Source organism: Amycolatopsis solani (genome assembly GCF_033441515.1).
GTDB lineage: Bacteria > Actinomycetota > Actinomycetes > Mycobacteriales > Pseudonocardiaceae > Amycolatopsis > Amycolatopsis solani.
Genome location: NZ_JAWQJT010000003.1, coordinates 932662 through 952806 on the forward strand (window position 1 = coordinate 932662; position 20145 = coordinate 952806).

Here is a 20145-nt window from a genome sequence, read left to right on the forward strand (position 1 = left end):
ATTCAGGACTTTGCCGCCCTCCTGGCTCCGGTCGCCTGCTGACCTTCCTCGGGTCCCGCCCGGTGTCCGGCCCGTCCGCGCCCTCAGCTCTTCGGTGACGGCCGCCGGCTGCCGAGCGCAGGTCGGGCCCCGGAGCGGCTCGATGACCTCCCGGACGGCACCGGGTCCGACGCCACAACCCCCGCGCGTGGGGGCGCCCCCGATCTCCACGCTACCGGGAGGCACCGACAGTTCCGGCCGCCCAACGACAGGAATGAGTCATTCACGTCGCCGGACGACGTGAATGACTCATTCCTGTCATCCGGGCCGCAGCCAGCCAGCAGCTCGTGCAGCGGACCCCGCGATCGACGGCGCCGCCGCGAACGTCGCGTCCGCACCCAGCTCCGGCGCCGCGCCCGGCAGCGACACCTCCACCGCGACCAGCGGCGCAGGCCGCGCTCAGACCTCCGCCGCGCCGCAATCCGCCAGCAGCTCGCGCAACGGACCCGCGATCGACGGCGCCGCCGCGAACATCGCGTCCGCACCCAGCTCCAGCGCCGCACCCGGCAGCGACACCTCCGCGCCCGCCTCCGCCGCGATCAGGGCGCCCGCCGCCCAGTCCCAGCGGTGCAGGCCGTGCTCCACGTACGCGTCCAGCCAGCCCGCCGCCACCGCGCACAGGTCCAGGGACGCCGCGCCGTTGCGGCGGATGTCGCGCACCCGGCCCAGCAGCTCCGCCGCGAAGCGCGACTGCCGCGTCCGGCGCTCCGCCGCGTACGCGAAACCGGTACCGACCAGCGTCAGGTCCAACCGCGACGGGGCCGACACCGCCAGCCGGCGGCCGTCCAGGAACGCGCCGTGGCCGCGGGCCGCCGTCCAGACGCGGCCGCTCGCCGGCTCCACGACCGCGCCCGCCACCGATTCGCCGCCGACCTGCGCCGCCACCGACACCGCGAACCACGGCAGGCCGTAGAGGAAGTTGACCGTGCCGTCGATCGGGTCGACGACCCAGGTCACGCCGTCGCCCGCCGCGCCGCCGCCTTCCTCGCCGAGCACCGGCTCCCCCGGCCGCAGCGCCGCCAGCCGCGTGCGCACCAGCCGCTCCGAGTCGTGGTCCACCGCGGTCACCACGTCGGTGTCCCCGGACTTGGTGCCCACGGCCACCGAACGACCGTTCGCCATCCCTTCCCAGGCCTCGCGGACCAGCTCGGCGGCCTCCGTCGCGACCTGCTCCGCGACGCTTTTCAGCAACGACTCGTCAACTCCCACGTCCGCCATGTCACCACATCCGGTTAAAGTCTCCGAGGCAGGCTTCTGAATCGTGCGAGAAGGGACCACGTCCGTGGTGGAGGCGACCCGCCGAGGTTTCGGCATCGACATCGGCGGCAGCGGGATCAAGGGCGCCTTGGTCGACCTGGAAAAGGGCCAGCTCATCGGCGACCGGATCCGGATCGAGACCCCGAAGCCGTCCACGCCGTCGGCGGTGGCGGACGTCGTGCACGACATCGTCACGCAGGCGGGCTGGGACGGCCCGGTCGGCGTGACGCTGCCGGCCGTGGTCAAGAAGGGCGTCGCGCACACCGCGGCCAACATCGACAAGCAGTGGATCGGCACGGACGCCGACGCGCTGTTCGCCAAGCGGCTCGGCCGCGGGGTCGACCAGGTCGCGATGCTCAACGACGCCGACGCGGCGGGCATGGCGGAGATCCGCTTCGGCGACCCGGTCGCGCGCAAGGGCGTGACCGCGCTGCTGACGTTCGGCACCGGGATCGGCAGCGCCGTGTTCCAGGACGGCAAGCTCGTCCCGAACACCGAGTTCGGCCACCTGGAGATCGACGGCCACGACGCGGAGAAGCGCGCGGCGGCGTCGGTGAAGGACAACGAGGGGCTCTCCTACCCCGAATGGGCCAAGCGGGTGCACCGTTATCTGACCGTGCTGGAGAACCTGATCTGGCCGGATCTGTTCATCGTCGGCGGCGGGGTCAGCAAGAAGGCCGAGAAATGGGTGCCGCTGCTGGACATCCGGACTCCGGTGCTGGTCGCGACGCTGCAGAACAACGCCGGGATCGTCGGCGCCGCGGCCGCCGCGGCGGAGGGCATCGAGCACTGATCCGGTGCTCGCGGCGGGGCTGAGGGTGATCGCTTCGCACCGCATGCGCGTACCGTCGTTACAATGGAACACGGCCCACGGCTGCGGAGGCCAAAACCGCAGGCCGAGGCGTGATCCCCGAATGTGAGGCAGCAGTGGCCGCCAGGCCGTTGCTCGTCATGATCGACCGCTGCGAAAGGGCGTAAGTGGCAGCCGCAAGAACCGCAACCCGAGGCGGGACGAAGACAGCGACCGCAGCCGGCGAGCCGGCCGAAGAGGCAGCCACCGGGACGGCGAAGCCTGCGGCCCGCAAGACCACCACCGCCAAGAAGGCCCCGGCCAAAAAGGCTCCGGCCAAGAAGCCGGCGACCAAGGGCGCGAAGACCGAAGACGGCGACCCGGACGGTCCCGGCGAGATCGACGAAGCCGAACTCGACACGCCCGACCTGTCGGACCTGGAAGAGGTCGAGGTCGACGTCGTCGACGAGACCGTCAACGACGAGCCGGACGCCGCCTCGGCGGATGACGACGACGATGACGATGACGACGAGGAGACCCCGGCGCAGCGCCGTCGTGGTGCCGCCGCCGACAAGGCAGCGGCCGCGAAGAGCTCCGACAACCCGGACTTCGTCTGGGACGAGGAAGAGTCGGAGGCCCTGCGCCAGGCGCGCAAGGACGCCGAGCTCACCGCGTCGGCCGACTCCGTGCGTGCCTACCTCAAGCAGATCGGCAAGGTCGCGCTGCTGAACGCGGAGGAGGAGGTGGAGCTGGCCAAGCGGATCGAGGCCGGGCTCTACGCCGCCGAGCGCGTGCGCACCGCCGAGGAGGAGGGCGAGAAGCTCGTCACCCAGATGCGCCGCGATCTCAAGTGGATCGTGCGTGACGGCGAGCGCGCCAAGAACCACCTGCTGGAGGCGAACCTCCGGCTCGTGGTGTCGCTGGCCAAGCGCTACACCGGCCGCGGCATGGCGTTCCTGGACCTGATCCAGGAGGGCAACCTCGGCCTGATCCGCGCGGTGGAGAAGTTCGACTACACCAAGGGCTACAAGTTCTCGACGTACGCCACGTGGTGGATCCGCCAGGCGATCACCCGCGCGATGGCCGACCAGGCCCGCACCATCCGCATCCCGGTGCACATGGTGGAGGTCATCAACAAGCTCGGCCGCATACAGCGCGAACTCCTGCAGGACCTCGGCCGCGAGCCGACGCCCGAGGAGCTCGCCAAGGAAATGGACATCTCCCCGGAGAAGGTCCTGGAGATCCAGCAGTACGCGCGTGAGCCGATCTCGCTCGACCAGACGATCGGCGACGAGGGCGACTCGCAGCTCGGTGACTTCATCGAGGACTCCGAAGCGGTCGTCGCGGTGGACGCGGTGTCGTTCACGCTGCTGCAGGACCAGCTCCAGTCGGTGCTGCAGACGCTGTCCGAGCGCGAGGCGGGCGTGGTCCGCCTGCGCTTCGGCCTCACGGACGGCCAGCCGCGCACGCTCGACGAGATCGGCCAGGTGTACGGGGTGACCCGCGAGCGCATCCGGCAGATCGAGTCGAAGACGATGTCGAAGCTGCGCCACCCGTCGCGGTCCCAGGTCCTGCGGGACTACCTGGACTGAGTTTCCTTCGGTACCAACGGAAGAACCCCGTCACGGAAGTGGCGGGGTTCTTCCGCGTTCAGGGCACGGCCAGGCCGCGCTCCCGCAGCGACTCCTCCACCCGCAGCCGCTCGATCTCGCGGTCCATCCCCTCCGGCAGCTCAGCGAGCCGATGGGGGACGCCGACCTGGCGGCACGCCTGGGTCAGCAGCTCGTCGTACGCCTGACGCGTCCCCAGGCGCCGGGCCGCGGGGGTTCCGGACGGGTAATCGACGAGCAACCGATGCACCCGGCGCAAGTCCGCGGCGACGCGCTCGATCGGCGGTTCCGCCGGCTCCGGTGTGCGCCGCCGCGCGAGGATTCGCTGCAGCAGCCCCGGTACGCGCAGTGCGCACCAGAACAGCACCGTGGGTGCGGTGCACACCACGGCGAAGAGGATCAGGTTCGCGAGGACGCCGGAGCCGTCCATGCACCGATGGTAAGCCCGCGCGGGCGGCCCGGCGAAAAAGAACTTCCGCCGGGCCGAACCGTCAGTCGGATTCCTCCACCAGCCAGAGGACGCCCGCCGGGGGCAGCTGGAGCACCGCCGAGGCCGGCTGGCCGTGCCACGGGTCCTCCGTTGCCTCCACCGCGCCCAGGTTGCCCACCCCGGAGCCGCCGTACGCCTCCGCGTCGGTGTTGACCACCTCGCGCCACCGTCCGGCGGCCGGGAGGCCGACGCGGTAGTCGTGGTGCGGGGCGCCGGAGAAGTTCGCGATGCAGGCCAGCCGGGAGCCGTCGGTGCCGATCCGCAGGAAGCTCAGGACGTTGCCGCTCGAATCGTTCGCGTCGATCCAGGCGAAGCCGTCGGGTGAGGTGTCCTGGCTGAACAGCGCCGGCGACGAGCGGTACACCGCGTTCAGTGACCGCAGCAGGTCCTGGACGCCGCGGTGCAGCGGCTCGTCCAGCAGGTGCCAGTCGAGCGAACGCTGCTCCGACCACTCCCCCTCCTGGCCGAACTCGCCGCCCATGAACAGCAGCTGCTTGCCCGGGTGCGCCCACATGAACGCCAGCAGCGAGCGCAGCCCGGCCGCCTTGTTCCAGGCGTCGCCCGGCATGCGGCCCCACAGGGATCCCTTGCCGTGCACCACTTCGTCGTGCGACAGCGGCAGCACGAAGTTCTCGCTCCACGCGTACACGAGCGAGAACGTCATCTCGTTGTGGTGGTACGCGCGGTGGACCGGCTCGTGCGACAGGTACCGGAGCGTGTCGTGCATCCAGCCCATGTTCCACTTGAACCCGAAACCCAGGCCGCCCAGGTGCGTCGGGCGCGTGACGCCCGGCCACGCCGTCGACTCCTCGGCCACCATCACGATGCCCGGGTGTCGCTTGTAGACGGTCGCGTTCAGCTCCTGCAGGAACTTCACCGCGTCCAGGTTTTCGCGGCCGCCGTACTGGTTCGGCAGCCACTCCCCTTCGTTGCGGGAGTAGTCCAGGTACAGCATCGACGCCACCGCGTCGACGCGCAGGCCGTCGAGGTGGAACTCCTCGATCCAGTACAGCGCGTTCGCGACGAGGAAGTTGCGGACCTCGTTGCGGCCGAAGTCGAACACGAGCGTGCCCCAGTCGGGCTGCTCGCCGCGGCGCGGGTCCGCGTGCTCGTACAGCGCGGTGCCGTCGAACTTCGCCAGCGCCCAGCTGTCCTTCGGGAAGTGCGCGGGCACCCAGTCGACGAGCACGCCGATCCCCCGCTGGTGCAGGCGGTCGACGAAGTAGCGGAAGTCGTCCGGGGAACCGAAGCGGGACGTCGGCGCGTAGTACGACGTCACCTGGTAGCCCCACGAGCCGCCGAACGGGTGCTCCGACACCGGCAGCAGCTCCACGTGCGTGAAGCCGGTCTCGACGAGGTAGTCGCCGAGCTGGTCGGCCAGCTCCCGGTAGTCGAGGCCGGGCCGCCACGAGCCGAGGTGGACCTCGTAGACGCTCATCGGCGCCGCGGCCCACTCGGTCGCCTCGCGCTGGGCGACCCACACGTCGTCGTCCCACATGTGGCCGGAGGCCGTGACGACCGACGCCGTCGCGGGCGGCTGCTCCGTGGCGAACGCCATCGGGTCGGCCTTCTCGTGCCAGTTTCCGTCGGCGCCGAGGATCCGGAACTTGTAGCAGGTGCCCACGCCGACGCCGGGCACGAACAGCTCCCAGATCCCGGACGAGCCGAGCGAGCGCATCGGGTGCCCGCGCCCGTCCCAGCCGTTGAAGTCGCCGATCACGCGGATGCCGCGCGCGTTCGGCGCCCACACCGCGAACGACGTCCCCGCGACGACGCCGTTGGCCGTCTCGTACGACCGGACGTGCGCGCCGAGCGCCTCCCACAGCCGCTCGTGGCGGCCTTCGCCGATCAGGTGCAGGTCCAGCTCGCCCACCGTGGGCAACCAGCGGTACGGGTCGTCGGTGGTCGTCGTGTGCCCGTCGTACTCGACTTCCAGCCGGTAGTCGCCGGGGTGCTCCGGCACCGCGACGGCGAACAGGGCGTCGATCACCGGCTCCATCGGGTACCGGTGTTCGCCCGCCTGCAGCGTGACGGCCTTGGCGCCGGGCAGCAGCGCCCGCGCCACGAACCCCTTGCCCGCCGGGTGCACGCCGAGGACGGCGTGCGGGTCGTGGTGGGAACCGGCCAGCAGCCGGTCGATGTCGGCAGCCGGCGGGGCCGCGGCCGGGAGGCCTTCCGGAACGGCGTTCACGGTGTCATCCCTCTCCGCTCGTGATCCGGGCGATCGAAGCGAGCGGCACGCCGAGCCAGTCGGGCCGGTTCGCGTGCTCGTAACCCACTTCGTAGACCGCCTTGTCCAGTTCGAAGGCGCGCAGCAGCTCGCCTTGTTCGCGCGGGTCCGCCGCGACCGCGGCGTAGCCCTCGCAGAAGGCCGCCCGGTTGCGCTGGGACCACTCCAAGGCCCGCTCGGCCAGCGCCGGCTCGTCGGGCTGCCCGACCAGCAGCTGCTGGGCCGCGTAGTCGAACGACCTCAGCATGCCCGCCACGTCGCGCAACGGCGACCGCAGCGCGTGGCGTTCCTCCACCGGCGCCGCGGGCTCGCCCTCGAAGTCGATCAGCAGCCAGCCGCCGACGGTCCGCAGCACCTGGCCCAGGTGCAGGTCGCCGTGGATGTACTGCATGGTCACCGAGCCGGCGGGCAACGCCTCCAGCTTCTCGAACGCCGCCCGCAGCGCCGGGGCGTGCGCCGCCAGCTCCGGGACCCGGCCGGCGATCGTGTCGAGCCGGGCGGCCATCGCCTTCGTGGTGCGCTCCAGCTCGGCGGCGTCGACGCTCTCCGTGCCGAGGGCCTCGGCCAGGTCGGCGTGCACCTCGGCGACCGCGCGCCCGAGCCGCTCGGCCTCGCCGGCGAAGTCGCCGCCGACCTCCTCGGCGTGCAGCTCCGGCGCGGCCATCAGGTCGCGGACGCTGGTGGTGGCCATCGCCCAGCCGTCGACCGCGTCCGCGACGAACTGCTGGAGCATGCCCACCGTGGTCGGCTCGCCGTCGAGGTCACCGGTGATCGAGCCGAGCACCGGCGCGATGTGCTTGCTGTCGACGCCCTGCAGAGCGCGGTGCAGCAGCAGGTCCTTGTTCTTGCCCGGCGTCAGCTTCCGGAACAGTTTGAGGATGTACTGCCCGCTGTAGACCAGGGACGTGTTGCTCTGCTCCGAGGAGATCGGCCGCGCCCGCAGGCCGGTGTCCAGCTCGACGCCGGGCTCGTGCTCGAAGACGAGCGAGCCGACGGTGTCTTCCCGCGCCATCAGGTCCAGCAGCACGCCGGTGACGTCGAGGTCGCCGGACGCCTCGTAGGCGTTGAGGTCGCCGACCGCGCCGATCCAGCTGCCCGACGAGATCTCCGGCGGGTGCGTCCGCCGTCCGACGAGCAGCTGGTAGGGCTCGCGCCGGTCGCCCTGGGCGACCTCGACGACCACGTGCAGCAGCTGCGGATCGCCGGCGACCAGCTCGGTCACGCCGAGCGGCCGGACGCCGGTCACCGGCCGGTCCTTGCCGGCGAACCAGCGCTGCTCGGGCAGCCAGCGCTTCAGGTCCTCGGCCAGATCGTCGACCAGCTCACGCGGGTCGGACAAGGGACTCACCTCGTTTCGCCTTCGTCTCCCGGGCTCGTCAGCTGGAACCAGTAGAAGCCGTGCCCGGGCAGCGTCAGCAAGTACGACAGGTCCCCGATGCTGGGGAACTGCACACCGCCGGTGAGCTCCACCGGCGTGCACCCGCGGTGCGCGGACAGGTCCAGCTCCACCGGCTGCGGGAACCGGGACAGGTTGTTCACGCAGAGCACGACGTCTTCGCCGCCGTCCGGGCGCCGCCACTGGCGCTTGTAGGCCAGCACGCTCGGGTTGGACCCGCCGAGGTCGACGAACTCGCCTTCGGCGAAGGCGTGGTGCTCCTTGCGCACCTCGATCATCCGCCGGGTCCAGTTGAGCAGCGAAGACGCGTTGTTCGACTGCGCCTCGACGTTCAGGCCCTGGTAGCCGTACACCGGGTCCATGATCACCGGCAGGTAGATGCGGCCCGGGTCGCAGGAGGAGAACCCCGCGTTGCGGTCCGGGGTCCACTGCATGGGGGTGCGCACCGCGTCGCGATCGCCGAGCCAGATGTTGTCTCCCATGCCGATCTCGTCACCGTAGTACAGAACGGGCGAGCCCGGCAGGGACAGCAGCATCGCGGTGAAGAGCTCCTGCTGGTTCCGGTCGTTGTCCAGCAGCGGGGCCAGCCTCCGGCGGATGCCGATGTTGGCCTTCATGCGCGGGTCCTTGGCGTACTCCGCGTACATGTAGTCGCGCTCTTCGTCGGTGACCATCTCGAGGGTCAGCTCGTCGTGGTTGCGCAGGAAGATGCCCCACTGGGTGCCGCTGGGGATCTCCGGGGTCTGGGTGAGGATCTCCGAGATCGGGAACCGCGACTCGCGGCGCACGGCCATGAAGATCCGCGGCATCAGCGGGAAGTGGAACGCCATGTGGCACTCGTCGCCGCCGACCGCCGGGTCGCCGAAGTACTCGACGACGTCCGAGGGCCACTGGTTGGCCTCGGCCAGCAGGATCCGGCCCGGGTACTCGTCGTCGACGACCTTGCGGCAGCGCTTGAGGAACTCGTGCGTGCGCGGCAGGTTCTCGCAGTTGGTGCCCTCCTGCTCGAACAGGTACGGCACGGCGTCGAGGCGGAACCCGTCGATGCCGAGGTCGAGCCAGAACCGCAGGGTGTCGATCATCGCGTTCTGGACGTCGGGGTTCTCGAAGTTCAGGTCGGGCTGGTGGGAGAAGAACCGGTGCCAGTAGAACTGGCCGCGCACCGGGTCGTAGGTCCAGTTCGACGTCTCGGTGTCGACGAAGATGATCCGCGCGTCGGCGTAGCGCGAATCGTCGTCGCTCCACACGTAGTAGTCGCCGTACGGGCCGTCGGGTTCGTTGCGCGACTGCTGGAACCACGGGTGCGCGTCCGACGTGTGGTTGAGCACCAGGTCGGTGATCACCCGGATGCCGCGCCGGTGCGCCTCGTTCAGCAGGAAGACGAAGTCCTCGACGCTGCCGAACTCCGGCAGCACCGCCCGGAAGTCGCTGATGTCGTAGCCGCCGTCGCGCAACGGCGAGGCGTAGAACGGCGGCAGCCAGAGGCAGTCGATGCCGAGCCACGCCAGGTAGTCCAGCCGGCCGGCCAGGCCGCGCAGGTCGCCGGTGCCGTCGCCGTTCGAGTCGGCGAACGCGCGCACCAGCACCTCGTAGAACACCGCGCCCTTGAACCACTCCGGGTTGCTCGGCGCCTGCTGCGCCGAGCGGAAGTCGCCGGCCTGGGGCTCCACGAGCATGCCGTCGGCGGTCATCGCCTCACCGGTGTGCGGCACACCTTCCAGCCCGAGCGCCGCGTCGGGGCGGGCTTCCTCCGCCATGTGTTCCACCTCAGTCCCTCGATCCGTTCCTTCCCCGCTAACCGGCCAGCCGCCGCCGGACCGACACCACGTGCGCCACGGCCCGCCAGGGCTCGAGCCGCACGAAGTTCGCCGGCCCCCAGTCCCAGGTGTCGCCGGTGACCTCGTCGTGCGCGATCAGCCGCTCGTGCGCCTCGAACCCGAGCGCCGCCGTGTCGAGCCACAGCGTGCCCTCCTGCGGCCCGTACGGGTCGAGGGTCACGACGGTGACCACGGTGTCACCGGTGGCGGGGTCCTGTTTGGAGTACGCGAGCAGCGCGTCGTTGTCGACGTGGTGGAAGTGCAGCGTGCGCATCTGCTGCAGCGCGGGGTGCGCGCGGCGGACGGCGTTCAGCTTCGCGATCCACGGCTCCAGCGAGCGCCCCTCGGCGAGCGCGCGCTCGAAGTCGCGCGGCCGCAGCTGGTACTTCTCGGAGTCGAGGTACTCCTCGCTGCCGTCGCGGACCGGGACGTGCTCGAACAGCTCGTAGCCGGAGTAGACGCCCCACGTCGGCGAGAGCGTCGCGGCCAGCGCGGCCCGCAGCGCGAACATGCCGGGACCGCCGCGCTGCAGCGACTCGTGAAGGATGTCCGGGGTGTTGACGAACAGGTTCGGGCGGCCTTCGTTCCAGTGGTCGCGCAGGTCGACGGCGAAGTCGATCAGTTCCTGCTTGCCGGTCCGCCAGGTGAAGTAGGTGTAGCTCTGGGTGAAGCCGAGCCGGGCCAAGCCCCACAGCCGCGCCGGGCGGGTGAACGCCTCGGCCAGGAACAGCACGTCGGGGTGGGCGTCCTTGACCGACTGGATCAGCCAGGCCCAGAAGTCCGGCGGCTTGGTGTGCGGGTTGTCGACCCGGAAGATCTTGACCCCGTGGTCGATCCAGACCGTGATCACCCGGAGCATCTCTTCGTAGACGCCCTTGGGGTCGTTGTCGAAGTTGATCGGGTAGATGTCCTGGTACTTCTTCGGCGGGTTCTCCGCGTAGGCGATCGAGCCGTCCGGGCGGGTGGTGAAGAACTCGGGGTTCTTCAGGACCCACGGGTGGTCGGGCGCGGCCTGCAGCGCGAAGTCGAGCGCGACCTCCATGCCCAGCTCCTCGGAGCGGGCGACGAAGGCGTCGAAGTCGTCGAAGGTGCCGAGGTCGGGGTGGATCGAGTCGTGCCCGCCCTCGTCGGCGCCGATGGCCCACGGCGAGCCGACGTCTTCGGGCTTGGCGTCGAGGGTGTTGTTGGGGCCCTTGCGGTTCACCCGGCCGATCGGGTGGATCGGCGGCAGGTAGACGACGTCGAAGCCCATCTTCGCGACCCGGTCGAGCGCGGCCGACGCGGTGGCGAAGGTGCCGTGCACCGCCTTGCCCTCGGCGTCGAGCCCGCCGGTGGAGCGCGGGAAGAGCTCGTACCAGGAGCCGTACGCGGCGCGGCGCCGGTCGACCCACAGCTTGAGCGGCTTGCCCTTGGTGATCAGTTCGCGCACCGGGAATTCGCGCATGAGCTGGCGGATTTCGGGCGACAGCGCGGGCCCGACGCGCTCGGCGAGGCCGCGCGTCTCGTCGCGCAACGCGGCCACCGCGCCGGTCAGGAGCGCTTTCTCCGCGCGGCGGTCGGGACGGCGGGAGACGCGCTCCAGCAGCCGGGCGCCGTTTTCGAGGTCGTTGGCGAGGTCCTCGGGCCCCTGCCCGGCGGCGACCTTCACCTCGACGGTGTGCTCCCACGTCGCCCAGGGATCGCTCCAGGCGTCGATCCGGAAGGTCCACGCGCCGGTGACGTCGGGGACGATCACGGCGGCGAACTCGTCGGGGTGGTCGGGTCCCCGCGGCACCATCCGCGTCTGGCGCGTCAGGCGGTCGCCGGGACCACGCCACGCGACCGTCGCGGCGACGGCGTCGTGACCCTCCCGCCAGACGGTCGCGGTGACCGGGATGTGTTCCCCCACAACGGCTTTGGCCGGATACCGGCCGCAGCTCACGCTGGGGGAGACGTCGTCGATGCCGAGCCGGCCGGTCATGGGCAACGCCCCTCGGTGTGTCGGTTGGAAGCGCAGGCGTCGTCAGTCTGCCTGACTCGATCACGCACGATCGAGTCAGGGCTCCCTTGTTCTGTACCCACCCGGGTGCGACCGAAACGCTTTCCCCGCAACGAATTTCCGGCAGATGTCCGTCAGGTTAAGCGCGCGTCCGGCCCGGCCGCCGGCTCGCGCCGCTGAACACCCGTACCCGAATGGACGAAACGTCGCCCCGGTACGCGTCAGTAGGGTTCGGGCGCCGGGTCCGCCGCCAGCCGCGGGGCGCGCAGCAGAAGCAGCGACCGCGACTGCAGCGTCACCCGGCTCTTGGCCTCCAGCACGCCCGGGTTGGCCGGGCTGCCGTCCGCGGTGCTCGTGTCGAGCGTCGGCTTGAACGTCTCGCCGTACTCGCGGCCCGGCAGGACGACCTCGCCCGGCGCGTCGCCCGCGTGCAGCCACAGCAGCCACGAGTGGTCGGGCACCAGCGCGCCCTCGCGGTTGCGGGCCTGGCTGTTCGAGCCGTCGATCCACATGCCGAGCGTGTGGCGCTCCTCGAACCAGTCGTTCTCGCCGAACTCCTCGCCGTCCGGGCGGAACCAGACCAGGTCGGGCTTGCCGGTGGGGGTGGTCCGGCCTTCGAAGAACTCCGGCTGCCGCAGCGCCGGGCTGTTCGCGCGCAGCCGCACCACCCGGCGGGCGAACGTGAGCATGGTTTCGGCTTCGGGGTCGTCCGGCGTCCAGTCCAGCCAGGACGTTTCGTCGTCGAGGCAGTACGCGTTGTTGTTGCCGTGCTGGGTCCGCCAGAACTCGTCGCCCATGGTGAGCATCGGCGTGCCGGTGGACAGCAGCAGCGTGGCGAACATGTTCCGGGCTTGCCGGGCGCGCAGCGCGCGGATCGCCGGGTCGGTGGTCTCCCCCTCCACGCCGTGGTTCCACGAGCGGTTGTCGTTGGTCCCGTCGCGGTTGTCCTCGCCGTTGGCCTCGTTGTGCTTTTCGTTGTAGGACACCAGGTCCCGCAGCGTGAAGCCGTCGTGCGCGGTGACGAAGTTGATCGACTGCCACGGACGGCGCAGGTTGTGGTCGTAGAGGTCCGACGAACCGGACAGCCGGTAGGCGAGGTCGCGCACGCCGGTCGCGCCGCGCCAGAAGTCGCGGACCGTGTCGCGGTAGCGGCCGTTCCACTCGGCCCACTGGGCGCCGAAGCCGCCGACGCGGTAGCCCTCGCCGGTGGCGTCCCACGGCTCGGCGATCAGCTTGCACCGGGACAGCACCGGGTCGGTGGTGATCGCGGTGAGCAGCGTCGAGGCCGGGTCGAACGCGCCGCCGCGGGGCCGCCCGAGCGTACTGGCGAGGTCGAACCGGAAGCCGTCGACGCCCATCTCCTGCGTCCAGTAGCGCAGCGAGTCGGTCACCAGCCGCACGACGGTCGGCGAGCCCGCCTCCAGGGTGTTGCCGCAGCCGGTGATGTCGGCCATGTGCCCGCGGTCGGTGTGCAGGTAGTAGACCGGCGCGTTCAGCCCGCGGAAGCTCAGCGTCGGCCCGTCCGGCCCGCCTTCGCAGGTGTGGTTGAACACGACGTCGAGGATCACTTCGATGCCCGCCGCGTGCAGCGCGGCCACCATCAGCCGGAACTCCTCGACCTCGTGGCCCGGTTCGCTGGCGTACGCGGCGTGCGGCGCGAAGAAGCCGAGCGGCGAATAGCCCCAGTAGTTGTGCCGTCCGGCGCGCAGCAGCGACGGCTCGTCGAGGAACGAGTGCACCGGCAGCAGCTCCACCGACGTGACGCCGAGCCGGGTCAGGTACTCGATCGCGACCGGGTGGGCCAGGCCGAGGTAGGTGCCGCGCAGCGCTTCCGGGATGAACGGGTGCCGCTGGGTGAACCCCTTGACGTGCAGCTCGTAGACGACCGCCTCTTCGAACGGCACCTCCGGCTTGACCCCGGTGTCCGGCCCGCCCGGCGAGCTGACCACCGACAGCGGCACGCTGCCCAGTGAATCCACTGTGGACATCGAGCCGCGCTCCGGGTCGCCGGTGAAGCCCTGGGCCGCGGTCAGGTCGGTCAGCCCGCCGGTGATCTGCCGCGCGTACGGGTCCACCAGCAGCTTGTGCGGGTTGCAGCGCAGGCCGCGGGCGGGGTCGTACGGGCCGTGGACCCGGTAGCCGTAGCGCTGCCCCGGCGTCACCCCGGGCACCAGGCCGTGCCAGACGCCGAACGTGCGCTCGGTCAGCGCGATCCGGCGTTCCGACCCGTCGGCGTCGATCAGGCACAGCTCGACGGCGTCCGCGACGGCGGACGTGATCGCGAACCGCACGCCCCCCGCCTCGGGGTGGGCACCGAGCGGGAAGGGGCGACCGGCGAGGACGTGGTCGGCGGAGGGTCGTGTGGCCATTCCTGAATCGTCCCAGATACCGGTCGGTTCGCGCTGGATGTGCGATCCGGTTATCGGGTTTCGACCAGAACGAAACCGTCCGGCGGCAGCTGGGCGGCCCCGCCGTCGACGTCGGCGCCGCCCCAGGTGAGCAGGGCATCGGTGGCGCCGAGCGGCAGGGTGACCGGGCCGGGACCGAAGTTGACCGCCAGCCGGAGCGAGCCGCGGTGCAGGACGAGCCAGGACCCGTCCGGCGAGCTGTCGACGCGCAGCTCGGCGACCCCGGGGCCGGCCAGCTCGGGCCGTTCGCGGCGCAGCCGGATCAACGCGCGGTAGAGCTCCAGCACCTCGCGGTGACCGGGCTGCTCGACCTCGGCCCAGTCCAGCCGGGACCGGTCCACGGTGGCCGGGTCCATCGGGTCGGGCACGTCCGACTCGCCCCAGCCGTGCCGGGAGAACTCGCGGCGGCGGCCCGTGCGGACGGCGTCGGCCAGCTCGGGGTCCGGGAAGGAGGCGAAGAACTGCCACGGCGTGCTCGCCGCCCACTCCTCCCCCATGAACACCATCGGCGTGAACGGCGAGCAGAACAGGATCGCCGCGCCGCAGCCCAGCCGGCCCGGCGAAACCGTCGCCGACAGCCGGTCGCCGGTCGCGCGGTTGCCGATCTGGTCGTGGTTCTGCAGGTAGCCGAGGAAGCGGTGGCCGGGCACGGTCCGGGTGTCGACCGGACGGCCGTGGGTCCGCTCCCGGAAGGACGACCAGGTCCCCGCGTGGAAGAACACCTCGCGCAGCACCCGCTCGAGCGCGTCCGGCGCGGCGAAGTCGGTGTAGTACCCCGTCGTCTCGCCGGTCAGCTTGACGTGCAGGGCGTGGTGGAAGTCGTCCGACCACTGGGCGTGCAGGCCGTAGCCGCCGCGCTCGCGGGGCGTGACGAGCTTCGGGTCGTTGAGGTCGGACTCGGCGATCAGCGTCAGCGGCCGGTTCAGCGCCGCCGACAGCGCCTCGGTCTCGACCGCGAGCTGTTCGAGCAGGTGGACGGCCCGCCGGTCCAGCAGCGCGTGGACGGCGTCCAGGCGCAGCGCGTCGACGTGGAAGTCGCGGAACCAGCTCAGCGCGTTGTCCACGACGTACCGGCGGACCTCGTCGGAGCCGGGGCCGTCGAGGTTGAGGCCGGGGCCCCAGTCGTTCTGGCCGGCGAAGTACGGGCCGAACCGGTCGAGGTAGGCACCCGAAGGCCCGAGGTGGTTGTAGACGACGTCGAGCACGACCGCCAGGCCGCGCGCGTGGGCCGCGTCGACGAACCGCTTGAACCCGTCCGGGCCGCCGTAGGGCTCGTGGACCGCGCCCCAGAGGACGCCGTCGTAGCCCCAGCCCGCGGTGCCGTCGAAGGAGTTCACCGGCAGCAGCTCGACGTGCGTGATGCCGAGGTCGACGAGGTGGCCGAGCCGGTCGATCGCGGCGTCGAAGGTGCCGCCTTCGGTGAAGGTGCCGACGTGCAGTTCGTAGACGACGGCGCCGGGCAGCTGGCGGCCGTGCCAGGCGTCGTCGGTCCACTCGAACCCGGCGTGGTCGTAGACGCGCGACTCCCCGTGGACGCCGTGGGGCTGCCACCGCGACCGCGGGTCGGGCAGCCGCTGGTCGTCGTCGTCCAGGAGGAAGGCGTAGTTGATGCCTTCGGCGTCGGCGTGCCACCAGCCGCCGTCGGCCGCGGTCATCTCGTGCACGCCCGCGTCGACGCTCACCCGGACCCGGCGGGCCGCGGGGGCCCACACGCTGAACTTCATGCGTCTCCTCGCACCAGCAACGCGACGGGGTAGCGGTCGAACAGGGTGGCCAGGTCCGGCGTCGCGTCGCGGCCGGTGAGGACGTCGGTCCAGACGCCGTCCGGCAGCGGGAGCACGGTGTCGCGCCAGCCGCCCGCGGCTTCGAGGCCGACCGGCAGCCGGGTGACCGCGACGGCCAGATCGGGGCTGCGGGTGAACGCCAGGCAGTGCTCCGCCGCGACGCCCTCGGCACGCAGCGGCCGGTAGCCGTGGAACAGCGAGGGGTGCTCCTGGCGCAGCTTCAGCGCCTTGTGCACGACCAGCAGCTTCGCCGCGCCCGACGCGTCGATCTCCGGCAGCTCGCCGTCGGCGATCCGCGTGAGCAGCTCGCGGCGGACCGCGTAGTCGACCGGGCGGCGGTTGTCCGGGTCGACCAGCGAGAAGTCCCACAGTTCGGTGCCCTGGTAGACGTCCGGGACGCCGGGCGCGGTCAGCTGAACGAGCTTCTGGCCGAGCGAGTTGCTCCAGCCCGGCCGTTCGATCCGCGCGACGAACGCGGCGACGTCGGCGTCGTCCACGACGGCGTCGGGCCAGGCGGCGACGGCGGCCTCGAAGGCTTCGTCGTGCTCGGTCCAGCTGGTCCGGAGCTTGGCCTCCTTCGCCGCCTTGTCGAGGTAGTCCCGCAGCCGGCCCGGCTCGATCGGCCAGGTGGACACGAGCGTCTGCCAGGCGAGCAGGTTGAGCGACGGCTCGTCGATCCCGTGCTTCGCGGTCCACCGCCGGACCGCTTCGGCGAACTCGCCGGGCAGTTCGGCGAGCACGGCCATCCGGGCGCGGGTGTCCTCGGAGCGCTTGGTGTCGTGCGTGGTCAGCGTCGTCATCGCGGCCGGGTAACCGGCTTCGCGCTCGGCCGCCAGCCGGTGGAACTCCTCGACGTCCAGGCCGAAGCGGTCCGGGTTGCCGCCGACCTCGTTGAGCGCGGCGAAACGGGTGTAGCGGTAGAACGTCGTGTCCTCGGTGCCCTTGGCCACCACCATGCCGGACGTCTGCTGGAGCCGGGTGGCCAGCTCGCCGTCCGGCTCGGCGCGGACCTGCGCGTCGAGGGCTTCGAGCGCCTCGGCGAGGTCGGGCCGGGCCTGGCGCGCCCCGGCGATCGCGGCGGCCCAGTGCGCCGCGCCTTCGGGCAGGTAGGAGCGGTAGACCGGGAAGGCGATCATGGTCTCGGCCACCGCCTGCCGCGCGGTTCCGGCGTCGACGTCCCGCAGCAGCGCGGCGATCCGCCGGACCTCGGCGACCAGGATGCGGTCGGTGACCAGGCGCCGGGCCTCGGCCTCGACGCGGTGGTAGCCGGTCTTCACGCCCAGCTCGTTCGCGAGCTCGGTGAAGCCGGGCTCGCCGTCCGGGTCCACGAACACACCGGCGATCTCGCGCAGGGCGTCGTAGCCGGTGGTCCCGTCGACCGGCCAGCTCTGCGGCAGCGGCTCGCCCGGGTGCAGGATCTTCTCCGCCACGATCCACGCGCCCGGGGCGTTCTCGCGCAGCCGCCGGAAGTAGCCGCCGGGGTCGGCGAGGCCGTCCGGGTGGTCGACGCGCAGGCCCGTGACGTCGCCGGCGGCGACCCAGCGCAGCACCTCGCCGTGCGTCTCGGCGAACACCGTCGGGTCCTCGACGCGCACGGCGGCCAGGTTCGTGATGTCGAAGAACCGGCGGTAGGTCAGCTCCGCGTTGCCGCGGCGCCAGCCGATCAGGCGGTAGTGCTGGCGCTCGTGGACCTCTTGCGGCGTCCCGCCTTCGGTGCCGGGGGCGAGCGGGAAGCGGTGGTCGTAGTAGACGAGTTCGCCGCCGTCGACCGACAGGTCCGCGACGGCGTCGTCGTCGCCCAGCACCGGCAGCAGGATCGGGCCGCGGTCCCAGTCGACGTCGAAGTAGGCCGCGTACTGCGAGTCGCGACCGTGCCGGAGCACGTCCCACCAGAACCGGTTCGCCTTCGGGACCTCGACCGACATGTGGTTCGGCACGATGTCCACGACCAGGCCGAGCCCGGCCTCCTTCAGCTTCGCGCTCAGCTCGCGGCGGGCGTCCTCGCCGCCCAGCTCGGGCCGCGCGCGCGTCGGGTCGACGACGTCGTAGCCGTGCGTCGACCCGGGCGTCGCGTCCAGCACCGGCGACGCGTAGAGCGCGCCGATGCCGAGGTCGCGCAGGTAGCCGGCGAGGCCGGCCGCGTCGGCGAAGGTGAACTCCGGGCGCAGCTGCACCCGGTAGGTCGACTCCGGCACCGTCATTCGGATTCCGTCTCCGTCCGCTGCAGCACGATCAGGGACCGGGCGGGGAGGGTCAGCTGGCCGCCGCCTTCGATCGGTTCCGCGCCGGCGGGCTCCACCTCGCCGGTCGCGGTGTCGACGACGACGGTCCACTGCCTGCCGTACCCGTTGCCCGGGAGCTTGGCGTCGATGTCCTCGTAGTGGGCGTTGAAGGCGAGCAGGAACGAGTCGTCCTCGACCTTCATGCCGCGCTGGTCGAGGTCCGGGATCGCCTTGCCGTTGAGGAAGACGACGACCGCCTTGCCGAAGCCGTCGTCCCAGTTCTGCTCGGTCATCTCTTCGCCGGCCGGGGTGAACCAGGCGATGTCGCCGAGCTTGTCGCCCTTGCCGACCGGCCCGCCCTGGAAGAACCGGCGGCGGCGGAACACCGGGTGCTTGTGCCGGAACGCGCTCAGCCCGCCGGTGAACTTGACCAGGTCCGCGTTCTCCTTGGCCAGTTCCCAGTCCATCCAGGACAGTGCGGAGTCCTGGCAGTAGACGTTGTTGTTGCCCTGCTGGGTCCGGCCGAACTCGTCGCCGTGCAGGATCATCGGCACGCCCTGGGAGAGCAGTACCGTGGCCAGCATGTTGCGCTGCTGGCGGAGGCGCAGCTCGTTCACCTCGGGGTCGTCGGTTTCGCCCTCGACCCCGTGGTTCCACGACCGGTTGTCGTCGGCGCCGTCGCGGCCGTCCTCGCCGTTGGCCTCGTTGTGCTTTTCGTTGTAGGACACCAGGTCCCGCAGCGTGAAGCCGTCGTGCGCGGTGACGAAGTTGATCGACGCGAACGGGCGGCGGCCGTCGTCCTGGTAGAGGTCCGACGAGCCGGTGATGCGGGAGGCGAACTCGCCGAGCGTCGAGGGCTCGCCGCGCCAGAAGTCGCGGACGGTGTCGCGGTACTGCCCGTTCCACTCCGTCCACAACGGCGGGAAGTTGCCGACCTGGTACCCGCCGGGCCCGACGTCCCACGGCTCGGCGATCAGCTTCACCTGGCTGACGATCGGGTCCTGCTGCACGAGGTCGAAGAACGTGGACAGCCGGTCGACGTCGTAGAACTCGCGCGCCAGCGCGGAGGCGAGGTCGAAGCGGAAGCCGTCGACGTGCATCTCCGTCACCCAGTACCGCAGCGAGTCCATGATCAGCTGCAGGGTGTGCGGGTTGCGGACGTTGAGGGAGTTCCCGGTGCCGGTGTAGTCCATGTAGTACTCGGGCTCCCCCTCCACCAGCCGGTAGTAGGCCTCGTTGTCGATGCCCCGCATCGACAGCGTCGGCCCGAGGTGGTTTCCCTCGGCCGTGTGGTTGTAAACCACGTCCAGGATGACTTCGATGCCGGCCTCGTGGAAGGCCTTCACCATGCCCTTGAACTCCTGGACCTGCCCGCCCTCGCCGGGCATCGCCGCGTACGAGTCGTGCGGCGCGAAGTACCCGATCGTGTTGTAGCCCCAGTAGTTCGTGAGGCCCTTTTCCTCGAGGCCGTGGTCGGAGACGAACTGGTGCACCGGCAGCAGTTCCACCGCGGTGACGCCGAGCTTCTGCAGGTGCTCGACGACGGCGGGGTGCGCGAGCCCGGCGTACGTGCCCCGCAGCGCCTCGGGCACGAACGGGTGGTTCACGGTCATGCCCTTGACGTGGGCCTCGTAGATGACCGTCTCGTTGTACGGCCGCTTCGGCTGGCGGTCGTTGCCCCAGTCGAAGAACGGGTTCGCGACCAGCGAGTACGGCACCCGGCCCGCGGAGTCGGCGTCGTTGCGCTCCTCGGGGTTGTCGAACTGGTAGCCGAACAGCGACTCGTCCCACTTCACGCCGTGCGAGACGGCCTTCGCGTACGGGTCGATGAGCAGCTTGTTCGGGTTGCAGCGCAGGCCGCGCTTCGGGTCGTACGGGCCGTGCACCCGGAACCCGTACCGCTGCCCGGGCCCGACGTTGAGCAGGTAGCCGTGGTGGACGAAGCCGTCCACCTCTTCGAGCGCGTGGCGCGTCTCGTTGCCGTCGGCGTCGAACAGGCACAGTTCGACCCGCTCGGCCACCTCGGAGAACAGGGCGAAGTTCGTCCCCACTCCGTCGTAGGTGGCGCCGAGCGGGTAGGGCGTTCCTGGCCAGGGCCGCACTGAGGTCTCCTCGAGCTTGGGT

The 20145-nt window shown here is 71.2% G+C and carries 12 protein-coding genes; 2 read left to right on the forward strand and 10 right to left on the reverse strand.

The genetic code is table 11. The annotated features are described in order from the left end of the window. Positions 1-438: 438 nt before the first annotated feature. Complete coding sequence (locus SD460_RS36955; protein WP_290057586.1) at positions 439-1257, reverse strand: inositol monophosphatase family protein; 819 nt, start codon at positions 1255-1257, stop codon at positions 439-441. A 64-nt stretch (positions 1258-1321) separates the two neighbouring features. Here SD460_RS36955 and ppgK point away from each other — a divergent pair, with 64 nt between their 5' ends. Both ppgK and SD460_RS36965 read left to right on the forward strand, forming a co-directional pair. After that, a complete protein-coding gene (gene ppgK, locus SD460_RS36960; RefSeq protein WP_438860641.1) occupies positions 1322-2089 on the forward strand; it encodes a polyphosphate--glucose phosphotransferase in 768 nt (255 codons plus the stop codon). Between the two features lie 185 nt (positions 2090-2274). Further along, complete coding sequence (locus SD460_RS36965; RefSeq protein ID WP_318307396.1) at positions 2275-3678, forward strand: RNA polymerase sigma factor; 1404 nt, start codon at positions 2275-2277, stop codon at positions 3676-3678. 58 nt (positions 3679-3736) lie between these two features. Here SD460_RS36965 and SD460_RS36970 read toward each other — a convergent pair whose 3' ends face one another. From SD460_RS36970 to glgX (SD460_RS37010), 9 genes are all read right to left on the reverse strand, one after another. Beyond that, entirely contained in the window at positions 3737-4126 is a 390-nt protein-coding gene (locus tag SD460_RS36970) for a hypothetical protein (RefSeq protein WP_290057584.1), read from the reverse strand. Between the two features lie 61 nt (positions 4127-4187). Continuing rightward, positions 4188-6377, reverse strand: coding sequence for a 1,4-alpha-glucan branching protein GlgB (gene glgB / locus SD460_RS36975; RefSeq protein WP_318307397.1), 2190 nt, complete (start codon positions 6375-6377; stop codon positions 4188-4190). A 4-nt stretch (positions 6378-6381) separates the two neighbouring features. After that, positions 6382-7755 (reverse strand): maltokinase N-terminal cap-like domain-containing protein, encoded by a 1374-nt coding sequence (locus SD460_RS36980; protein ID WP_318307398.1) that lies wholly within the window; start codon positions 7753-7755, stop codon positions 6382-6384. Positions 7756-7760: 5 nt separating this feature from the next. After that, on the reverse strand, positions 7761-9569 hold the full coding sequence (gene treS, locus SD460_RS36985) for a maltose alpha-D-glucosyltransferase (RefSeq protein ID WP_290057581.1): 1809 nt from the start codon (positions 9567-9569) through the stop codon (positions 7761-7763). Between the two features lie 37 nt (positions 9570-9606). Further along, positions 9607-11589: a maltotransferase domain-containing protein gene (locus SD460_RS36990; protein ID WP_290057580.1), complete on the reverse strand. Its 1983-nt coding sequence runs from the start codon at positions 11587-11589 to the stop codon at positions 9607-9609. A 239-nt stretch (positions 11590-11828) separates the two neighbouring features. Beyond that, positions 11829-13976, reverse strand: a complete 2148-nt coding sequence (gene glgX, locus SD460_RS36995; RefSeq protein ID WP_318307399.1) for a glycogen debranching protein GlgX — start codon at positions 13974-13976, stop codon at positions 11829-11831. 50 nt (positions 13977-14026) lie between these two features. Beyond that, a complete protein-coding gene (treZ, locus tag SD460_RS37000; protein ID WP_290057578.1) occupies positions 14027-15739 on the reverse strand; it encodes a malto-oligosyltrehalose trehalohydrolase in 1713 nt (570 codons plus the stop codon). Continuing rightward, entirely contained in the window at positions 15736-18000 is a 2265-nt protein-coding gene (treY, locus tag SD460_RS37005; RefSeq protein ID WP_290057577.1) for a malto-oligosyltrehalose synthase, read from the reverse strand. Before treY ends, treZ begins: the two co-directional genes overlap by 4 nt. Continuing rightward, positions 17997-20123, reverse strand: a complete 2127-nt coding sequence (gene glgX / locus SD460_RS37010; protein WP_318307400.1) for a glycogen debranching protein GlgX — start codon at positions 20121-20123, stop codon at positions 17997-17999. The genes treY and glgX (SD460_RS37010) overlap by 4 nt, the downstream gene beginning before the upstream one ends. Between the last annotated feature and the right edge of the window lie 22 nt (positions 20124-20145).

Coding starts and splice junctions, on each gene's coding strand:
- glgX (WP_318307399.1), bottom strand. CDS start 13,976: ATGGCCACACGACCCTCCGCCGACCACGTCCTCGCCGGTCGCCCCTTC.
- SD460_RS36970 (WP_290057584.1), bottom strand. CDS start 4,126: ATGGACGGCTCCGGCGTCCTCGCGAACCTGATCCTCTTCGCCGTGGTG.
- SD460_RS36990 (WP_290057580.1), bottom strand. CDS start 11,589: ATGACCGGCCGGCTCGGCATCGACGACGTCTCCCCCAGCGTGAGCTGC.
- treY (WP_290057577.1), bottom strand. CDS start 18,000: ATGACGGTGCCGGAGTCGACCTACCGGGTGCAGCTGCGCCCGGAGTTC.
- treS (WP_290057581.1), bottom strand. CDS start 9,569: ATGGCGGAGGAAGCCCGCCCCGACGCGGCGCTCGGGCTGGAAGGTGTG.
- SD460_RS36955 (WP_290057586.1), bottom strand. CDS start 1,257: ATGGCGGACGTGGGAGTTGACGAGTCGTTGCTGAAAAGCGTCGCGGAG.
- treZ (WP_290057578.1), bottom strand. CDS start 15,739: ATGAAGTTCAGCGTGTGGGCCCCCGCGGCCCGCCGGGTCCGGGTGAGC.